The organism is Rossellomorea sp. GQ25 (assembly GCF_059758515.1).
The window spans coordinates 183,829-200,519 of sequence record NZ_JCAXEQ010000006.1; the positions used below are offsets into that span (position 1 = coordinate 183,829).

Below are 16,691 nucleotides of genomic sequence, written 5' to 3' on the forward strand. Positions count from 1 at the left end.
GACATGAGGGACGGACCTCATGTCCATTTTTTTGTTATTGTCTGGCTTTCGACTCATTCCCTCAAAAAGAATCCGAAAAACTTTATATAATCACCAGTGTGTGGCAAAATAAAACGTATCAAAGGCTATAGGGAGTGGGATTAATTATGAAAATTGCAATTGCATCCGATCACGGCGGGTTAAATATCCGGGAAGAAATCAAATCTTTATTAGAAGAGCTGGGTCTCGAATATGAGGATTTCGGTTGTGAGTGTGGAACATCCGTTGACTATCCGGACTATGCAGTGCCTGTTGCGGAAAAGGTAGCCAGCGGTGAATTCGATCGTGGCATTTTGATTTGTGGAACGGGAATCGGTATGAGCATCTCAGCAAACAAAGTCAAGGGAATCCGTTGCGCCCTTGTACATGATGTGTTCAGTGCGAAAGCAACGCGTGAGCACAATGACAGCAATATGTTAGCCATGGGTGAACGTGTGATTGGAGCTGGACTTGCGCGTGAAATTGCGAAAACATGGCTAGTGACAGAATTTGAAGGTGGCCGACATGCCAACCGTGTAGGGAAAATCACGGCATACGAAGACAAACAATAGGAAGTGGATTTCATGGAAATCGCTCAATTAAAGGAAGAACTGCATACGATCCTGCAAGATTTCAGCAAACAGGTTCCGATGAAAAAAGGACAAGTGTTTGTTGTAGGCTGTTCAACATCAGAAGTGATGGGGGAGCGGATCGGAACATCGGGAACCATTGAAGTAGCGGAAATGATCTTTGATGTACTTAAAGGATGGGCTGATTCTTTTGGTGTCTCACTGGCTTTTCAATGCTGCGAGCACTTAAATCGTGCCATCGTTTTGGAAAGAGATGTTGCTGAAAGAAAAGGCCTTGATGAGGTAACGGTCATTCCTGTGCGAAAAGCAGGAGGAGCCATGGCCACCCAAGCGTATCTTTCCTTTGAAGATCCCGTCATGGTCGAGCAAATACAAGGTGATGCCGGCATCGACATCGGTGATACCTTTATCGGCATGCACTTGAAACACGTAGCCGTTCCAATTCGAGTATCCCAAAAAAGCCTCGGCGAAGCCCACGTCACACTGGCCAAAACCAGACCGAAACTCATAGGTGGAATCAGAGCTGTATACGAATAATATTCTCTACTAAAAGGTCCGTCCCTCTGGTTTGAGGGACGGACCTTTATTTCGTTGTTACCTTAAATCGGGGTGTAAATCCCGAACTATAAAGGGGGACATGGAGAATATGATTATGTTAAAAGGCAGCGAGGGACAATACTGATCGATTGGAGAGAGAATTAAAAACTATCAGCACATGTTCCCCTTCATTCGACAATGATAGTCATAATGCTACTATTGGAGGTGTGGAAGGAGAACGGTGAGGATGTTTGTGAACAACATCACACGAGGTCCGTCCCTCTATATACGCTCTAAACACGAACATTACGTTTTGACTAGAGGTTTTTATTTCGCGTTTTGCTGAATCGTGTTAGAATGAGAGTGAATGAATCAATGAGGCACCTAGAGCAGTTGGGCCTATGAATTAAAGGGGGATATGTATGAGTAAGATTGCCAAGCAAGATCCGGAAATTTATGCAGCGATTCAAGATGAATTAGAGCGTCAACGAACAAAAATCGAGTTAATTGCATCTGAAAACTTTGTCAGTGAAGCGGTTATGGAAGCCCAAGGCTCCGTTCTGACAAACAAGTATGCAGAAGGGTACCCAGGTCGTCGCTATTATGGTGGCTGTGAGCATGTGGACGTAGCTGAGAATTTGGCTCGCGATCGTGCGAAAGAACTATTTGGAGCAGAACATGTAAACGTTCAGCCTCACTCAGGAGCACAAGCCAATATGGCAGTCTACTTCACGATCCTTGAACAAGGTGATACGGTTCTTGGAATGAACTTATCTCATGGTGGACATCTGACTCACGGAAGTGCCGTAAACTTCAGTGGAATTCAATATAATTTCGTAGAGTATGGTGTGGACGAAGAGAAGCACCTGATCAACTATGAAGATGTTAGACAAAAAGCGTTAGAGCACAAGCCGAAGCTGATCGTAGCGGGAGCAAGTGCCTACCCAAGAGCGATCGATTTCGCGAAATTCCGTGAAATCGCAGACGAAGTGGGAGCCTACTTAATGGTGGATATGGCTCATATCGCCGGTCTTGTAGCGGCTGGTCTTCACCAGAACCCGGTTCCATATGCAGACTTCGTGACAACAACGACTCACAAAACATTGCGCGGACCTCGTGGCGGTATGATCCTATGCAGAGAAGAATTTGCAAAGAAAATAGACAAGTCAATTTTCCCTGGAATTCAAGGTGGCCCGCTTATGCACGTGATCTCAGCTAAAGCTGTTGCTTTCGGTGAAGCGCTGCAGGATTCTTTCAAAGACTATGCACAGAACATCATCGACAATGCGAACCGTTTAGGTGAAGGTCTTGTAAAAGAAGGAATCAATCTTGTATCTGGAGGATCTGATAATCATCTATTGCTAATCGACCTTCGTTCACTAGGACTAACTGGTAAAATCGCAGAGAAAGTGCTTGATGAAATCGGGATCACTGTAAACAAAAACACGATTCCATTCGATCCGGAAAGTCCATTCGTAACAAGCGGTGTCCGTATTGGTACAGCAGCTGTTACGTCCAGAGGATTCGGGCTCGAAGATATGGATGAAATTGCTTCCATCATGTCGTTGACTCTTAAGAATCATGAAGACGAAGCTAAGCTGGAAGAAGCGCGCAAACGTGTCATTGACTTAACAAGCAAATTTGAATTATATCCTGAAAGATAATTGATGAAGACCTCTTCACTAGGGACGGACCTGGTGGAGAGGTTTTTTGATGGGAATTTAGTAGAGAAGTAGAATTATAACCAATAGGTGCAGATTTTAAAGCGAATTTGAATAGAATCCGACCGGCATTGTGGAAAATCCAGTTTTCTATAGAAATCCATGCGATTCAGGCAATAATCCAGCTGATTAACATAATTAAAAAAACTCAACCAGAATTGCACTAATATATACTCCCGCTTCTCACACACCATCTCAATTCTAACGATCCCATTACACTTCTCATCTCATGTTGCTCTTAAATTGTCTTTTATGTACAATAGTCTGAGGTGTAAAGGAAGTAGACAAACTATTTTTACATAAAATCGAATTTAAAGGAGAGAGTCGAATGGGCAAAGTATATGTATTTGATCATCCGTTAATCCAACACAAATTAACGTTTATTCGTGATAAAGAAACAGGGACGAAGGAATTTCGTGAGCTTGTTGATGAAGTAGCGACATTGATGGCGTTTGAAATCACCCGTGATTTACCGTTAGAGGATATTAATGTGGAAACACCAGTAAGCAACGCCATGGCCAAGACTCTTGCAGGTAAAAAATTAGGGATTGTTCCTATTCTACGAGCAGGATTAGGAATGGTCGACGGAATTCTTAAACTGATCCCGGCTGCAAAAGTAGGACATGTTGGTTTATATCGTGACCCGGAGACTCTTAAACCGATTGAATATTACGTAAAGCTTCCAAGTGATGTGGAAGAGCGTGACTTCATCCTGGTTGATCCAATGCTTGCAACAGGAGGATCTGCTGTGGAAGCTATCAACTCATTAAAGAAGCGTGGCGCCGTAAGCATCAAGTTCATGTGTTTAGTGGCATGTCCTGAAGGGGTAGACGCTATCAAGGAAGCACATCCTGACGTTGATATCTTCATCGCGGCTCTTGATGAGAAGCTGAATGAAAAAGGATACATCGTTCCTGGTTTAGGGGACGCAGGAGATCGTTTATACGGTACGAAATAATTTGAAATAAATAGGAAAGCCGGATTATCTATATTTGATAACCCGGCTTTTCTATTTATATAGCGTGTAAATCCCGTTGTATATGAGTTGGAAGTATTTACAATAAATTCAAGGGTTACTCATAAAAAAATTTTTCTATATAATGGAGGGGCATGTGAAGGTTCCGGTCGACTCGCCTTATGCTTGTCGGTCCTGACCAACCTGCCTCCGCTTTTCTGTAAATGTGTTAAAAATGTGAACAATTTGGAAACGCGTGGATAGGTTGTGAACTTTTTAACTTGAACTCATTGACATAGATAATACCCTATTGTATGCTTACAAAGGGTATCAAATGATAAGGTTTTCACAAGGGTTGAACCCGTATGGAAACGGTTTTTCATCATAGGTACAGTGTGAACGATTTTCCACTAAATCACATGTGTGGAGATGAAAAAAATGCGTCAAAATGATCGGCGCCCGTATCAATCGATGGTCTTGTATTCTGCTATTCTTTCCCAGCTTGTTGGTTCTATTTTAATAGGGATCTTCGGCGGGAGATGGTTAGATGGAATATGGAGCACCACACCACTTTTCTTAATTATTGGACTACTCCTTGGGCTCGCAACAGGAATCTACACCATGCTCCGTACAGTCCAACATTTCAATTCGGGAGATTAATGTATGCCAGAACTTCAGCAATTGTTTAACAGGCATCGTAAGTACATATTTTTCCTCCTTTCCCTTTACGTCCTCGGTTGGGGTTTCACTTCCTATCAGTCTATTTTCCTTGGGCTTATTTTGGGGACAGGCATCAGTCTGTTTAGTCACTGGCTGATCATGAGGAGAACCGTGCGATTCGGTGATGCAGTAGAATCTGGTCAAAAGGTTCGATCATTAGGAACCTTCTCAAGGATGGCAGGTGCGGCCTTTGCAGTCATTATTGCAACGGAATACCCTGAGCACTTTCATCTCCTGAGCGTCATTATGGGATTAATGACAATTTACCTTGTCATTATGATAGATTATTTTATTCAGCAGCTTTTAGCTCATAAATAGCGGGGAAGAGAGGTGAATTTCATTGCATCATGAAAATCCTACAGCCGAGTTTCTAGGGTTAACTTTTAACCTGGCGAACGTACTGATGATCACAGTGGCGAGTGCCGTTGTTTTCCTAATCGCCGTTCTGTCAACTCGTAGACTGGCCATGAAACCAACAGGAGTGCAAAACTTTATGGAGTGGGTCATGGACTTTGTCAAAAATATTGTGAAAAGTAATATGGATTGGAAAACAGGTGGTCGTTTCCATCTCCTTGGACTTACTTTACTCATGTACATTTTCGTTTCAAACATGTTAGGACTTCCGTTCTCGGTAGTCATTGACCACGAATTATGGTGGAAGTCACCAACAGCGGATCCAGTTATCACTATGACCCTTGCGGTTATGATCGTTGTGTTAACACACTACTATGCAATCAAGATGAAAGGCTTCGGTGAATACGGTAAAGACTTCTTCAGACCTATGTCGTTCTTATTCCCGCTGAAGATCATTGAAGAATTTGCCAACACACTAACGCTTGGTCTTCGTCTTTACGGTAACATCTACGCTGGGGAAATCCTGCTTACTTTACTGGTAGGAAGCCTCGCACACATGGGAGCAGCCGGATTACTTGGTGCCATTATCCCAACGATTGTATGGCAAGCTTTCTCAATCTTTGTCGGAGCAATCCAATCATTTATTTTCGTTATGTTAACGATGGTTTATATGGCTCACAAAGTTAGCCACGACCATTAATATATACCCTGTTCAAAATTGAACAAAATTACTCAAAACATTTTTCATACATTTAAAGGAGGAAATTCAGAATGGGTCTTTTAGCAGCAGCAATTGCAATCGGTTTAGCAGCACTAGGTGCAGGTATTGGTAACGGTCTTATTGTTTCACGTACGGTAGAAGGTATGGCTCGTCAACCGGAAGCGCGTGGAATGCTTCAAACTACAATGTTCATCGGGGTTGCGTTAGTAGAGGCGATTCCTATCATCGCAGTAGTTATCGCATTCATCGTAATGGGTCAATAATAGCAGTTTAGAGTTCAAGATGGCGAAGATCATTCGATAAGAACCTTCGCCATTCCTTTATGTTTAGTACTTATGAACATTTGACTATGAATGATACGGCATTTGCCGTTATTGTAAAGCTTTCTTTTTGGAAGGCATTGACTCTTGAAGGGAGTGAAACCTCGTGCTTACAAACGCATTAGTCCTTGGAGCTGGTGGCGGCTTCAACGGTGGAGATATCGTATTCCAGCTTGTAATGTTCCTTATCCTTCTTGCGTTACTGAAGAAGTTTGCCTGGGGTCCTTTGATGGGCATCATGCAAGAGCGTGAGAATCACATTGCAAGCGAAATTGAAGCGGCAGAACAAAGCCGTCTAGAAGCAAATAAGAACTTAGAAGAACAGCGTCAGCTTTTAAAAGAGGCTCGTCAAGAAGCTCAGGCGATGATCGAGAACTCTAAGAAGCAAGGCGATGAGCAACGTGAACAAATCATCATTGCTGCTCGTCAGGAATCTGAGCGCTTAAAAGAATCTGCGAAACGTGAAATCGAGACGCAGAAAGAACAAGCGATGGCAGCATTACGCGAGCAGGTTGCTTCACTATCTGTTCTGATTGCATCGAAAGTGATTGAAAAAGAACTTTCTGTTCAAGATCAACAGAAGTTAATCAGCGATTATATTAAAGAGGCAGGAGAAGAGCGATGAGCTACTCTACAGTCGCAAAACGCTATGCGTTAGCTCTTTTCGATATTGCCAAAGAACACAATCAATTAGAAGCGATTGAACAAGAGCTTCGTGCAGTGAAATCCGTTTTTATCCAAAATAAAGAATTAAGCATTCTTTTGGAAAATCCGAAGTTTTCGACGGATAAGAAGAAAGACATGTTAAAAGAAGCATTCTCTGCTGTATCAGTACCAGTATTGAATACATTGCTTCTTATGACTGATCGTCATCGTGAAGATCAGGTAGTGGGCGTTGTCGATGCATTCATCGAGCTTTCAAATGAAGCAAGAGGAATTGCAGAAGCAAAGGTGTATTCCGTACGTGCTTTAACAGAAGATGAGAAGACAGCAATCTCAGCTTCTTTTGCTAAGAAAATTGGTAAACAATCATTAAAAATTGAGAATGTGATAGACGAGAACATACTTGGCGGACTTAAAGTCCGTATCGGCAACCGTATTTATGACGGAACTCTTGCTGGCAAGTTGGATCGTCTTGAGCGTGAACTTGTTCGTTAACTTTCGTATAAATGAGGGGTGAAATTCATGAGCATCAAGGCGGAAGAAATCAGCGCGCTGATAAAAAAGCAAATTGAAAACTATCAGTCTGAGATGAAAGTAAGCGATGTAGGTACAGTTATCCAAATCGGTGACGGTATCGCTCGTGCTCATGGCCTCGACAATGTCATGGCTGGAGAGCTTGTTGAATTTTCTAACGGTGTCATGGGTATGGCGCAGAACTTAGAGGAAAACAACGTAGGTATCGTAATTCTCGGACCATTTAAAGACATTCGTGAAGGCGATGAGGTTCGTCGTACTGGACGTATCATGGAAGTTCCAGTAGGACAAGAACTAGTAGGTCGTGTTGTAAACTCACTTGGACAACCAGTTGATGGATTAGGTCCAATTGCGACAACGAAAACACGTCCAATTGAAGGCGGAGCACCTGGTGTAATGGATCGTAAATCCGTACACGAGCCACTTCAAACAGGTATCAAAGCGATCGACGCTTTAGTTCCAATCGGTCGTGGTCAACGTGAGTTAATCATCGGGGACCGTCAAACAGGTAAAACATCTGTTGCGATCGACTCGATCTTAAATCAAAAAGATCAAGACATGATCTGTATCTATGTTGCGATCGGACAAAAAGAATCAACTGTACGTAATGCAGTAGAAACGCTTCGTAAGCACGGTGCCCTTGATTACACAATCGTTGTAACAGCATCTGCTTCCCAGCCGGCACCAATGCTATTCTTAGCTCCATATGCTGGTATCACAATGGGTGAAGAATTCATGCATAACGGCAAGCACGTTCTTGTTGTATATGATGATCTATCTAAGCAAGCTTCGGCTTACCGTGAGCTTTCATTATTATTACGTCGTCCTCCAGGCCGTGAAGCATTCCCTGGTGACGTATTCTACTTACACTCTCGTTTACTTGAGCGTGCAGCGAAATTAAGTGATGCAAAAGGTGGAGGTTCCATCACAGCATTACCATTCGTTGAAACACAAGCAGGAGATATCTCCGCTTACATTCCAACAAACGTTATCTCCATCACTGACGGACAGATATTCTTACAATCTGACCTATTCTTCTCCGGTGTTCGTCCGGCGATCAATGCAGGTTTATCCGTATCACGTGTTGGTGGATCCGCACAAATCAAAGCGATGAAGAAGGTTTCCGGTACACTGCGTCTTGACTTAGCTGCATACCGTGAACTGGAAGCATTTGCTCAGTTCGGATCAGATCTTGATAAAGCGACACAAGCGAAACTGAACCGTGGAGCCCGTACTGTTGAAGTACTGAAGCAGGATCTTAACAAACCACTTAATGTTGAAAAACAAGTTATGATCTTCTATTCATTAACAAAAGGTCATTTAGATGATATTCCAGTAACAGATATTCGTCGTTTCGAAGGTGAATTCCTAAGCTGGTTAGATCACAACCATACAGAACTGTTAGACCATATTCGTACGACTAAAGGTCTTCCTGAAGACGATGCAATGGTTGCAGCGATCAACGAATTCAAGAAGACATTTGTAAAGTCTGAGTAATTTTATATGATGTCGGTGTTCATCTATATGACGCCGGCTGATTATTCTATTATTTAGTTGGTTCTAGTGAATATGACTAACATTTTAAAAGGGTGGTGAGAACCAGTGGCATCGTTACGCGACATAAAAACTCGTATTACATCTACGAAGAAAACCAGTCAAATTACGAAAGCAATGGAAATGGTCTCTGCCTCTAAATTGAACCGTGCTGAAACGAATGCGAAAGCCTTCGTTCCATACATGGAGAAAATTCAGGAAGTCGTTGCTTCCATTTCCCTTGGTAGCACAGATGTAACGCATCCGATGCTAGTCTCCCGCCCCGTAAAAAAAACCGGCTACTTGGTCATTACATCTGACCGCGGTTTGGCGGGGGCTTATAACTCGAGCGTCATTCGTGCTGTAAGTAATGCGATTAAAGAGCGTCACAGCTCACAAGATGAATACGCCATTATTGCGTTAGGTCGTATTGGAAGGGATTTCTTCCAAAAACGAGGCGATAATGTAGTGGAAGGTATTGTAGGGCTACCAGATCAACCCAACTTTGCAGACATTAAAGACATTGCCAACAAAGCAGTCAGCATGTTCTCAGATGGTGCTTATGATGAGCTTTACATGTACTACAACCACTATGTCAGTGCCATTCAACAAGATGTTACCGAGAAGAAGGTTCTTCCTTTAACGGAGCTTGATTCTTCTTCATCGAACTTAACTTCTTATGAGTTTGAGCCTAATGCTGAAGAAATTTTAGAAGTGTTGCTTCCTCAATATGCTGAAAGCTTGATTTACGGAGCGTTACTTGATGGTAAAGCCAGTGAGCACGCGGCCCGTATGACAGCAATGAGAAACGCAACAGACAATGCGAAAGAAATCATTAACAGCCTTACACTTTCTTATAACCGTGCGCGTCAAGCAGCGATTACCCAAGAAATCACGGAAATCGTCGGCGGGGCAGCAGCACTCGAATAGAAATGACATTCCGCCTTAGGGCCGGATTACAACATAGTTTTGTCGTCAAAAGCTAGTTAGGAGGGAAAGAGATGAACAAAGGACACGTTCTTCAAGTAATGGGTCCAGTTGTCGATGTCAAGTTCGCTAATGGCCAACTTCCTGATATCTACAACTCATTAAAGGTCCAAATTGCAGATAGAGCTGAACTTACATTAGAGGTTGCCCTTCACCTAGGTGATGATTCTGTACGTACAATCGCGATGGCTTCCACAGATGGTTTACAACGTGGAGCTGACGTGCTTGATACAGGAGCACCAATCTCTGTACCAGTAGGGGATATCACATTAGGTCGTGTATTCAACGTTCTGGGTGAATCAATCGATTTAGACGAACCTCTTGCAGCAGGTATCCGTCGTGATCCAATTCATAGACAAGCACCTACATTCGATCAGCTTTCTACAGAAGTTGAGATTCTAGAAACAGGTATTAAAGTAGTAGACTTACTTGCTCCTTACATCAAGGGTGGTAAGATCGGTCTATTCGGTGGTGCCGGTGTTGGTAAAACCGTATTAATCCAGGAGCTTATCAACAACATCGCTCAAGAGCACGGCGGTATCTCTGTATTCGCTGGTGTTGGAGAGCGTACTCGTGAAGGAAATGACCTTTACCACGAGATGAGTGACTCTGGCGTTATTAAGAAAACAGCGATGGTATTCGGACAAATGAACGAGCCGCCAGGTGCGCGTATGCGTGTTGCCTTGACGGGTCTTACAATGGCTGAATACTTCCGTGATGAGCAAGGTCAAGACGTACTTCTGTTCATCGATAACATCTTCCGTTTCACACAAGCAGGTTCAGAGGTTTCTGCCCTACTAGGCCGTATGCCATCTGCCGTTGGTTACCAACCGACACTTGCTACTGAAATGGGTCAATTGCAAGAGCGTATCACGTCAACGAATGTAGGTTCTGTAACATCGATCCAAGCGATCTATGTACCTGCAGATGACTACACGGATCCGGCTCCTGCTACAACTTTCGCTCACTTGGATGCAACAACAAACCTTGAGCGTAAGCTTTCTGAGATGGGTATCTATCCTGCGGTAGATCCATTAGCATCAACTTCCCGTGCTCTTTCTCCGGAAATCGTAGGAGAAGAACACTACAGCATCGCTCGTAATGTTCAACAAACATTACAGCGTTATAAAGAACTTCAAGATATCATTGCGATCCTTGGTATGGATGAGCTTTCTGATGATGATAAGCTGACGGTACAACGCGCTCGTCGTGTACAATTCTTCTTATCTCAAAACTTCCACGTTGCAGAACAGTTCACTGGACAAAAAGGTTCTTACGTTGAAGTAAAAGACACTGTTAAAGGATTCAAAGATATCCTTGACGGTAAATACGATCACATTCCTGAAGATGCGTTCCGTCTAGTAGGTCCGATTGAGGATGTATTAGCAGCAGCTAAAGAAATGGGCGTAGAGGTATAATTAGGGACCAGGAGGGAAGAAAATGAAGACATTAAAAGTCAATATTGTCACTCCCGATGGCCCAGTGTACGATTCAGAAGTGGAAATGGTGAGCACGAAAGCTCAAAGCGGTGAGCTTGGAATCTTACCTGGACACATTCCGATGGTTGCTCCACTACAAATCGGTGCGGTTCGCCTGAAAAAAGGTGGCAACACTGAGCTTGTAGCTGTCAGTGGCGGATTCTTAGAAGTACGTCCTGAACAAGTGACAATTCTAGCACAGTCTGCTGAAACAGCAGAAGCTATCGATGTACAACGCGCTAAAGAAGCAAAAGGCCGCGCAGAAGACCGCATGCAAGCACAACGCGATGACGTAGACTTCCGTCGTGCTGAACTCGCTCTTAAGCGTGCCATGAACAGAATTAACGTTTCCGAACGTAACTTCTAATACAAACACCAAAACCACCCTTTCCTTGTGGAAGGGTGGTTTTTTTGAATAGAGGGACGGACCTCTGTTGGAAGGTTTAAAACTGGGTGCCGAATCTACTTTATCCTATTGTAAGTCCTATAAAGCGCTGGTTAAATTTCCAAGCGTAACTCAACTAAAAATTTTGTAAATTTCATATGTCGTTACAGAATTATGTGGTAAAATGGACTATGTGCGTCGAAATCATTATTAGGAGTGAGAAGAGTGGTAGAAAGCTTTGGCCAGCAGGCCCTGATCAGCATGCTCGTGCATCTATTCGTATTCGGGATCACATTTTGGTCTTTGCAATCCATCCAGTTAGACAAGCTTCTTAAGAAAAATCGAGTCGCTCAAGGGAGACTATTGTATATCCTACTAACGATAGCAATCGGCTCAGCCGTAAGCCAATTTTTACTGGATTACTACCTGTGGTCTCAACAATTGCCTGTTTTCTTTGAATAAATAGAGCTTCTGACAAAAAATAGGTCTTCCTGCATGTTTTCAACAAAGCCTGTTTTAAGTAAGATTAATTTTGTGCTCGTTCCTTTGTGAAAAAGTTTCAATGTGAAACGCTTTCATGTAACAGCCTGCCGACAACTCAATATTTGTAAAAAGATGACGACAATTTTCAAGTATGTTCTTCTCCTATTCGGACAGACTTTTAGGTAAGGGGAGGAATGGAAAATGAGTCGGTATCTTTACATTATTTTAATCTTTTTTGTTGGATTAGGTTTTCTTCCTGTTATTAATGGGAACAACACTATCGAAGCCAATCATTTATTAGACATTGAAAAGCTTGATCAAGCCATTGTTCATTCTCAAGGTCAGATAACTGAATGGTCTCTATATGCAAGAGAAAACAAAAAAAGCTTCACGAATAAAGGATTTGCCAAATATAGTACTACTATGCAAGAAAGATTTTCTGATTTTGAGTGGATGACGAAGAAATCAGCTGAAGAGGTAATGGTTGTGGGACAACGTCAGACGTCTCACGGGGAAGAAACCATTAAGTTGCAGCATACCCTCACAAACAAGCAGTCTGTTTCGTATATTATGTATGAAATGCGCGGAGATCAGAAAGCGTTGGGAGAAAGGACGAAGCATTATATCAACACTGAATTTATCCCAAATATGGAAATCATTTTTACTACTAAACCTATGATTTTCTCTTGTATAAAAGGCGAATTCAATGATAAGCTTGAGAAAGTTTTGTCGAATCAGGCTGTCGAATTAATGTCGAAATTAGACGCAAAAGAACTGGAATCACTTAAAGAAGAAGACTTTTATTCCATTTCAGCTTACTCGGAACAAATGTCACGGACTATACCAACAAAAAATGATGATATGAATATACAACTAGGTCTACGGAAAAGCGGAATGGGCGCTAAGACAACCTTTGTGATTGGCACACCCATCCTAATTATTGAATATTAATATAGAGAAATTGGACGCGGAGGGGAATACTCTTGGAAAAAATTATCGTCCGCGGCGGTCAGCGTTTAAGCGGTACAGTGCAAGTTGAAGGAGCAAAGAATGCCGTTTTACCAGTCATCGCTGCTACATTATTAGCAAGTGAAGGAAAAAGTGTCATTAAAAATGTACCACCACTCTCCGATGTATATACGATTAATGAAGTATTACGTCATTTAAATACAGATGTAGAGTTTAACCATGGTGAAGTCATCGTGAATGCATCAAGAGAGTTGTTTGTAGAAGCACCGTTCGAATATGTTCGTAAAATGCGTGCATCCGTTCTTGTCATGGGATCATTACTTGGACGTACAGGTAAAGCACGTGTTGCGCTTCCTGGTGGATGTGCCATAGGATCAAGACCGATTGACCAACACTTAAAAGGCTTCGAAGCAATGGGAGCAAAAGTGAAGGTAGGAAATGGTTTTATCGAAGCTGAAGTAGACGGAAGACTGAAAGGTGCCAAAGTTTATCTGGACTTCCCAAGCGTTGGGGCAACAGAAAACATAATGATGGCTGCAGTTCTTGCAGAAGGAACAACCATTCTTGAAAATGTCGCAAAAGAGCCTGAAATCGTCGACTTAGCGAACTTCCTGAACAAAATGGGAGGAAGCGTAGTAGGTGCAGGTACTGGAACGATTCGTATCGAAGGTGTGGACCGTCTATACGGTGTCGAGCACAGCATCATTCCAGACCGTATCGAAGCGGGAACATTCATGGTTGCCGCTGCCATTACTCAAGGTGATGTCCTAGTAAAGGGTGCGATTCCAGAACACTTATCTTCATTAGTTGCCAAGATGGAAGAAATGGGTGTAACGATCATCGATGAAGAAGAAGGTCTTCGTGTCATCGGACCAGAGAAATTAAAATCTGTCGATATCAAAACAATGCCTCATCCTGGTTTCCCAACCGATATGCAATCTCAAATGATGGCATTACTTTTAGCAGCTGACGGCACAAGCGTCATCACTGAAACAGTATTTGAAAATCGTTTCATGCATGCTGAAGAATTCCGTCGTATGGGAGCAGACATTAAGATTGAAGGCCGCTCTGTAATCATGAACGGACCAACGCCTCTTCAAGGAGCAGAAGTGGCTGCAACGGATTTACGTGCAGCAGCAGCTCTTTCGATCGCAGGTCTGGTAGCAGATGGTTACACTCGAGTGACTGAACTGAAGCATTTAGATCGTGGATATGTGAACTTCCATCAGAAGCTTGCAGGCTTAGGTGCCGATATCGAGCGTGTGAAAGAAGTGGAAGAAACACCTGTTTCTGAGCAAGACATGATTAAGGATGCGTAAGTATTAGATAGAAAGGTGAGCTTATCTTTTATAGAAGAGCTTGCCTTTTTTGTTTGGCTTGAGAGTTGGGCTTGGTGCAGAAGCTATAACTTGGGTGCTGGTTTGGTGAAATTAGTAAAGTGGCTGGATTAGCGATAGACACTTTTGAAATATCGTTAAATAGCTTTATACGTGTATAATGAGGTTAAAATGAGATAGGAAAGTCGTTTATTTTCAATTAAGCAGTATTTGTTTTCAAAATTTTACTTTTGTTTTCAATTCTGACACATTTATTTTCAAATTTCAGATTTTATTTCCAAACGCATCCGCTCCGCAACACACTTCATTCCATTATTCCAAATCTAAAGAAATATCGACAACCACATTCACCATCCTCCACTAAACCAATCCCAAACATCTTCCCCCATCAAATCACTCTTAAAATATTCATAATTGCTTGTCCACTACCATACATATGAAAGAGAGTGGAGAAGTGTGCTAGGACATTCTCCTATTTAATCTTTCATTGGAGGCCGCGAACATGAAGCATTTGAAACCAGTACTGATCATCTTCTCAATCTTTATCAGCATCATTTTTATTGTACCTACTCTTCTCGTGCTCCCATTTTCATCAGAAAAGGAAACGGCAAACTTAGACGAAAAGCTGAAAAATCCGCCATCCGTTGAAGAGCTGGCGAACTCGGTTGAGGTAGCTGTCTATCGCTCCAACCAGGACCTGATCGAGAAACTTCCTTTGGAGCAGTATGTAGTAGGGGTAGTAGCTGGTGAAATGCCTGCAGATTTTGAAAAGGAAGCGTTAAAAGCTCAAGCACTTGCTGCACGGACGTATATAGTGAATCAGCTTTTACTTGAGGACTCCACTGTTCCGAAGGGTGCCGATGTGACAGATACTGTTTCTCATCAGGTGTATAAGAACCAGAAGGAGCTTGCTGGTCTTTGGGGTGCCGACTACGACTGGAAGATCAAAAAAATATCCGATGCGGTGCTTGAAACGATGGGGCAGGTGCTGACCTATGATGGTAAGCCCATTACGGCAGCCTTCTTCTCAACGAGTAATGGTTACACAGAAAACTCGGAGGCTTATTGGCCGAATGAATATCCATATTTAAGAAGTGTCGAAAGCCCTTGGGACTCGGCGTCACCTAGATTTGAAGATCAAAAGGTTATCCCGATCAAAGAGTTTGAGCAGAAACTTGGCGTAACCCTGCCAAAGGATGGCTCGGTAGGAACGATCACGTCAAGAACAGAAGGCAAAAGGGTTGCAGGTGTTGAAATAAACGGCAAAGGATTCTCAGGTCGGGAAATTAGAGAAAAGTTAGAATTGAGATCATCAGACTTTACCTGGTACCTGAAGGATGATCATATCGTCATTGCCACGAAAGGATTCGGCCACGGAGTCGGTATGAGCCAATACGGAGCAAACGGAATGGCGAAAGAAGGCAAGGATTATCAAGACATCGTCACGCATTACTATAAAGATGTCAAAATAACAGAGTCCGATAAACTGCTGCAGAAAGTAACAGCACAGAGATAATAAAAAAGGATTGAGTCTACATGGTCAAGGTGACCAGACTCAATCCTTTTTTAAATAGTTTTCAAACTTTCTCATCTTTCTCGTTAATGGATGATCAGGCTTTTTAAAATATGTCCGGTTTACAATCCAAAAAAGGACAGTGACCCCGATCAGATCCTTGGCTGCGTCAATCAGCGTTGCCGACCGATATGGAACAAAGGATTGATGAATTTCATCCACAAATCCATAAAAGATCGCAATTAACGCAACGGTAAAATTCCAAGTGAATCGAAGCTTTCCATGTGCTAACAGAGCGACAACAAATAATCCATATAAAATACCGAATTCGATTAAATGGAGAGATTCTTTAATAAAACGATCCAACTGATTATCCGGAAAACGAATGACGGCATCATCCGGATTACTCGACATAATCCAGATAAGTATCATATAGAGAAAAGGCGCAGCTGTCAGCATATACGTAAGTAACTTCTTCATATGCAAGCTTTTCCTTTCTGTTTTTTAGTATTGTATCATGCAGGTCCGTAATTTCATTATCATAAATCAAGAATTGCAGGTCCTGCATATGCTCATATCTTTATTAAAAGGCTCTTTTCTAATGGCTCTTTTCGTAAAGATTATTGTTTTTAACATAAGGTCTGCTTGAGCTCTGTCAATCAGTATGTGCTTGATGGTGAGGGGAACTGCTTCGCTTCCGGGGTCTCGGCACGACCAAAATCCGCAGGAGTCTACGCAGTTCCCCTCACCATCTTTAAGAGATTTTTCGTGACAGATCTAGAAGGTGTCAAAAAACAATTTCTAGAAGTTTTTGTATTTATTTATTACTTTAAAGAAACATGCTCAGAAAGTTGATTGGAGCGAAAGGATGCT

Annotated in this window: 19 protein-coding genes; 18 read left to right on the top strand and 1 reads right to left on the bottom strand. The window is 42.4% G+C overall.

The features are described 5' to 3' along the window. Positions 1-146 precede the first annotated feature (146 nt). The 18 genes from rpiB (at position 147) to spoIID (ending at position 15,821) form a co-directional block, all read left to right on the top strand. Positions 147-590: a ribose 5-phosphate isomerase B gene (rpiB, locus tag AC6CIB_RS18690; protein ID WP_498283202.1), complete on the top strand. Its 444-nt coding sequence runs from the start codon at positions 147-149 to the stop codon at positions 588-590. A gap of 12 nt (positions 591-602) precedes the next feature. After that, on the top strand, positions 603-1,145 hold the full coding sequence (locus tag AC6CIB_RS18695; RefSeq protein WP_498283204.1) for a TIGR01440 family protein: 543 nt from the start codon (positions 603-605) through the stop codon (positions 1,143-1,145). A gap of 422 nt (positions 1,146-1,567) precedes the next feature. After that, positions 1,568-2,809 carry a serine hydroxymethyltransferase gene (gene glyA, locus AC6CIB_RS18700; protein ID WP_498283206.1) on the top strand — a complete coding sequence of 414 codons (1,242 nt, stop codon included), beginning with the start codon at positions 1,568-1,570 and terminating at the stop codon, positions 2,807-2,809. Positions 2,810-3,194: 385 nt separating this feature from the next. Then, positions 3,195-3,824 carry a uracil phosphoribosyltransferase gene (upp, locus tag AC6CIB_RS18705; protein ID WP_498283208.1) on the top strand — a complete coding sequence of 210 codons (630 nt, stop codon included), beginning with the start codon at positions 3,195-3,197 and terminating at the stop codon, positions 3,822-3,824. A 435-nt stretch (positions 3,825-4,259) separates the two neighbouring features. Further along, positions 4,260-4,481 (top strand): AtpZ/AtpI family protein, encoded by a 222-nt coding sequence (locus AC6CIB_RS18710; RefSeq protein WP_113969237.1) that lies wholly within the window; start codon positions 4,260-4,262, stop codon positions 4,479-4,481. A gap of 3 nt (positions 4,482-4,484) precedes the next feature. After that, positions 4,485-4,859, top strand: coding sequence for an ATP synthase subunit I (locus tag AC6CIB_RS18715; protein ID WP_113969236.1), 375 nt, complete (start codon positions 4,485-4,487; stop codon positions 4,857-4,859). Positions 4,860-4,881: 22 nt separating this feature from the next. Beyond that, positions 4,882-5,595: a F0F1 ATP synthase subunit A gene (gene atpB, locus AC6CIB_RS18720; protein WP_498283210.1), complete on the top strand. Its 714-nt coding sequence runs from the start codon at positions 4,882-4,884 to the stop codon at positions 5,593-5,595. Positions 5,596-5,666: 71 nt separating this feature from the next. Continuing rightward, the gene (gene atpE / locus AC6CIB_RS18725) at positions 5,667-5,879 is read left to right on the top strand and encodes a F0F1 ATP synthase subunit C (RefSeq protein ID WP_044339990.1); all 213 of its coding nucleotides are present in this window, start codon (positions 5,667-5,669) and stop codon (positions 5,877-5,879) included. 163 nt (positions 5,880-6,042) lie between these two features. Then, positions 6,043-6,561: a F0F1 ATP synthase subunit B gene (locus AC6CIB_RS18730; protein WP_498283212.1), complete on the top strand. Its 519-nt coding sequence runs from the start codon at positions 6,043-6,045 to the stop codon at positions 6,559-6,561. Then, positions 6,558-7,094, top strand: coding sequence for a F0F1 ATP synthase subunit delta (locus AC6CIB_RS18735; protein ID WP_498283214.1), 537 nt, complete (start codon positions 6,558-6,560; stop codon positions 7,092-7,094). The genes AC6CIB_RS18730 and AC6CIB_RS18735 overlap by 4 nt, the downstream gene beginning before the upstream one ends. A gap of 27 nt (positions 7,095-7,121) precedes the next feature. Further along, positions 7,122-8,630: a F0F1 ATP synthase subunit alpha gene (atpA, locus tag AC6CIB_RS18740; RefSeq protein WP_498283216.1), complete on the top strand. Its 1,509-nt coding sequence runs from the start codon at positions 7,122-7,124 to the stop codon at positions 8,628-8,630. Positions 8,631-8,735: 105 nt separating this feature from the next. Further along, the gene (locus tag AC6CIB_RS18745) at positions 8,736-9,596 is read left to right on the top strand and encodes a F0F1 ATP synthase subunit gamma (RefSeq protein WP_498283218.1); all 861 of its coding nucleotides are present in this window, start codon (positions 8,736-8,738) and stop codon (positions 9,594-9,596) included. Positions 9,597-9,667: 71 nt separating this feature from the next. After that, positions 9,668-11,071 carry a F0F1 ATP synthase subunit beta gene (gene atpD / locus AC6CIB_RS18750; protein ID WP_498283220.1) on the top strand — a complete coding sequence of 468 codons (1,404 nt, stop codon included), beginning with the start codon at positions 9,668-9,670 and terminating at the stop codon, positions 11,069-11,071. A gap of 22 nt (positions 11,072-11,093) precedes the next feature. Further along, positions 11,094-11,498 carry a F0F1 ATP synthase subunit epsilon gene (locus tag AC6CIB_RS18755; RefSeq protein WP_044339984.1) on the top strand — a complete coding sequence of 135 codons (405 nt, stop codon included), beginning with the start codon at positions 11,094-11,096 and terminating at the stop codon, positions 11,496-11,498. Between the two features lie 243 nt (positions 11,499-11,741). Further along, positions 11,742-11,978 carry a DUF1146 family protein gene (locus AC6CIB_RS18760; protein WP_044339983.1) on the top strand — a complete coding sequence of 79 codons (237 nt, stop codon included), beginning with the start codon at positions 11,742-11,744 and terminating at the stop codon, positions 11,976-11,978. A gap of 222 nt (positions 11,979-12,200) precedes the next feature. Then, on the top strand, positions 12,201-12,950 hold the full coding sequence (locus AC6CIB_RS18765; protein WP_498283222.1) for a YwmB family TATA-box binding protein: 750 nt from the start codon (positions 12,201-12,203) through the stop codon (positions 12,948-12,950). Between the two features lie 32 nt (positions 12,951-12,982). Continuing rightward, positions 12,983-14,287 carry a UDP-N-acetylglucosamine 1-carboxyvinyltransferase gene (gene murA, locus AC6CIB_RS18770; protein WP_113969226.1) on the top strand — a complete coding sequence of 435 codons (1,305 nt, stop codon included), beginning with the start codon at positions 12,983-12,985 and terminating at the stop codon, positions 14,285-14,287. A 520-nt stretch (positions 14,288-14,807) separates the two neighbouring features. After that, entirely contained in the window at positions 14,808-15,821 is a 1,014-nt protein-coding gene (gene spoIID, locus AC6CIB_RS18775) for a stage II sporulation protein D (RefSeq protein ID WP_498283224.1), read from the top strand. A gap of 39 nt (positions 15,822-15,860) precedes the next feature. Here spoIID and AC6CIB_RS18780 read toward each other — a convergent pair whose 3' ends face one another. Beyond that, positions 15,861-16,298 carry a VanZ family protein gene (locus tag AC6CIB_RS18780; protein ID WP_498283226.1) on the bottom strand — a complete coding sequence of 146 codons (438 nt, stop codon included), beginning with the start codon at positions 16,296-16,298 and terminating at the stop codon, positions 15,861-15,863. Positions 16,299-16,691: the final 393 nt, after the last annotated feature.

Bases quoted from the DNA above. Each gene is read 5' to 3' on its own strand.
- rpiB (WP_498283202.1), top strand. From the start codon at position 147: ATGAAAATTGCAATTGCATCCGATCACGGCGGGTTAAATATCCGGGAA.
- AC6CIB_RS18695 (WP_498283204.1), top strand. From the start codon at position 603: ATGGAAATCGCTCAATTAAAGGAAGAACTGCATACGATCCTGCAAGAT.
- glyA (WP_498283206.1), top strand. From the start codon at position 1,568: ATGAGTAAGATTGCCAAGCAAGATCCGGAAATTTATGCAGCGATTCAA.
- upp (WP_498283208.1), top strand. From the start codon at position 3,195: ATGGGCAAAGTATATGTATTTGATCATCCGTTAATCCAACACAAATTA.
- AC6CIB_RS18710 (WP_113969237.1), top strand. From the start codon at position 4,260: ATGCGTCAAAATGATCGGCGCCCGTATCAATCGATGGTCTTGTATTCT.
- AC6CIB_RS18715 (WP_113969236.1), top strand. From the start codon at position 4,485: ATGCCAGAACTTCAGCAATTGTTTAACAGGCATCGTAAGTACATATTT.
- atpE (WP_044339990.1), top strand. From the start codon at position 5,667: ATGGGTCTTTTAGCAGCAGCAATTGCAATCGGTTTAGCAGCACTAGGT.
- AC6CIB_RS18735 (WP_498283214.1), top strand. From the start codon at position 6,558: ATGAGCTACTCTACAGTCGCAAAACGCTATGCGTTAGCTCTTTTCGAT.
- atpA (WP_498283216.1), top strand. From the start codon at position 7,122: ATGAGCATCAAGGCGGAAGAAATCAGCGCGCTGATAAAAAAGCAAATT.
- atpD (WP_498283220.1), top strand. From the start codon at position 9,668: ATGAACAAAGGACACGTTCTTCAAGTAATGGGTCCAGTTGTCGATGTC.
- AC6CIB_RS18755 (WP_044339984.1), top strand. From the start codon at position 11,094: ATGAAGACATTAAAAGTCAATATTGTCACTCCCGATGGCCCAGTGTAC.
- AC6CIB_RS18765 (WP_498283222.1), top strand. From the start codon at position 12,201: ATGAGTCGGTATCTTTACATTATTTTAATCTTTTTTGTTGGATTAGGT.
- spoIID (WP_498283224.1), top strand. From the start codon at position 14,808: ATGAAGCATTTGAAACCAGTACTGATCATCTTCTCAATCTTTATCAGC.
- AC6CIB_RS18780 (WP_498283226.1), bottom strand. From the start codon at position 16,298: ATGAAGAAGTTACTTACGTATATGCTGACAGCTGCGCCTTTTCTCTAT.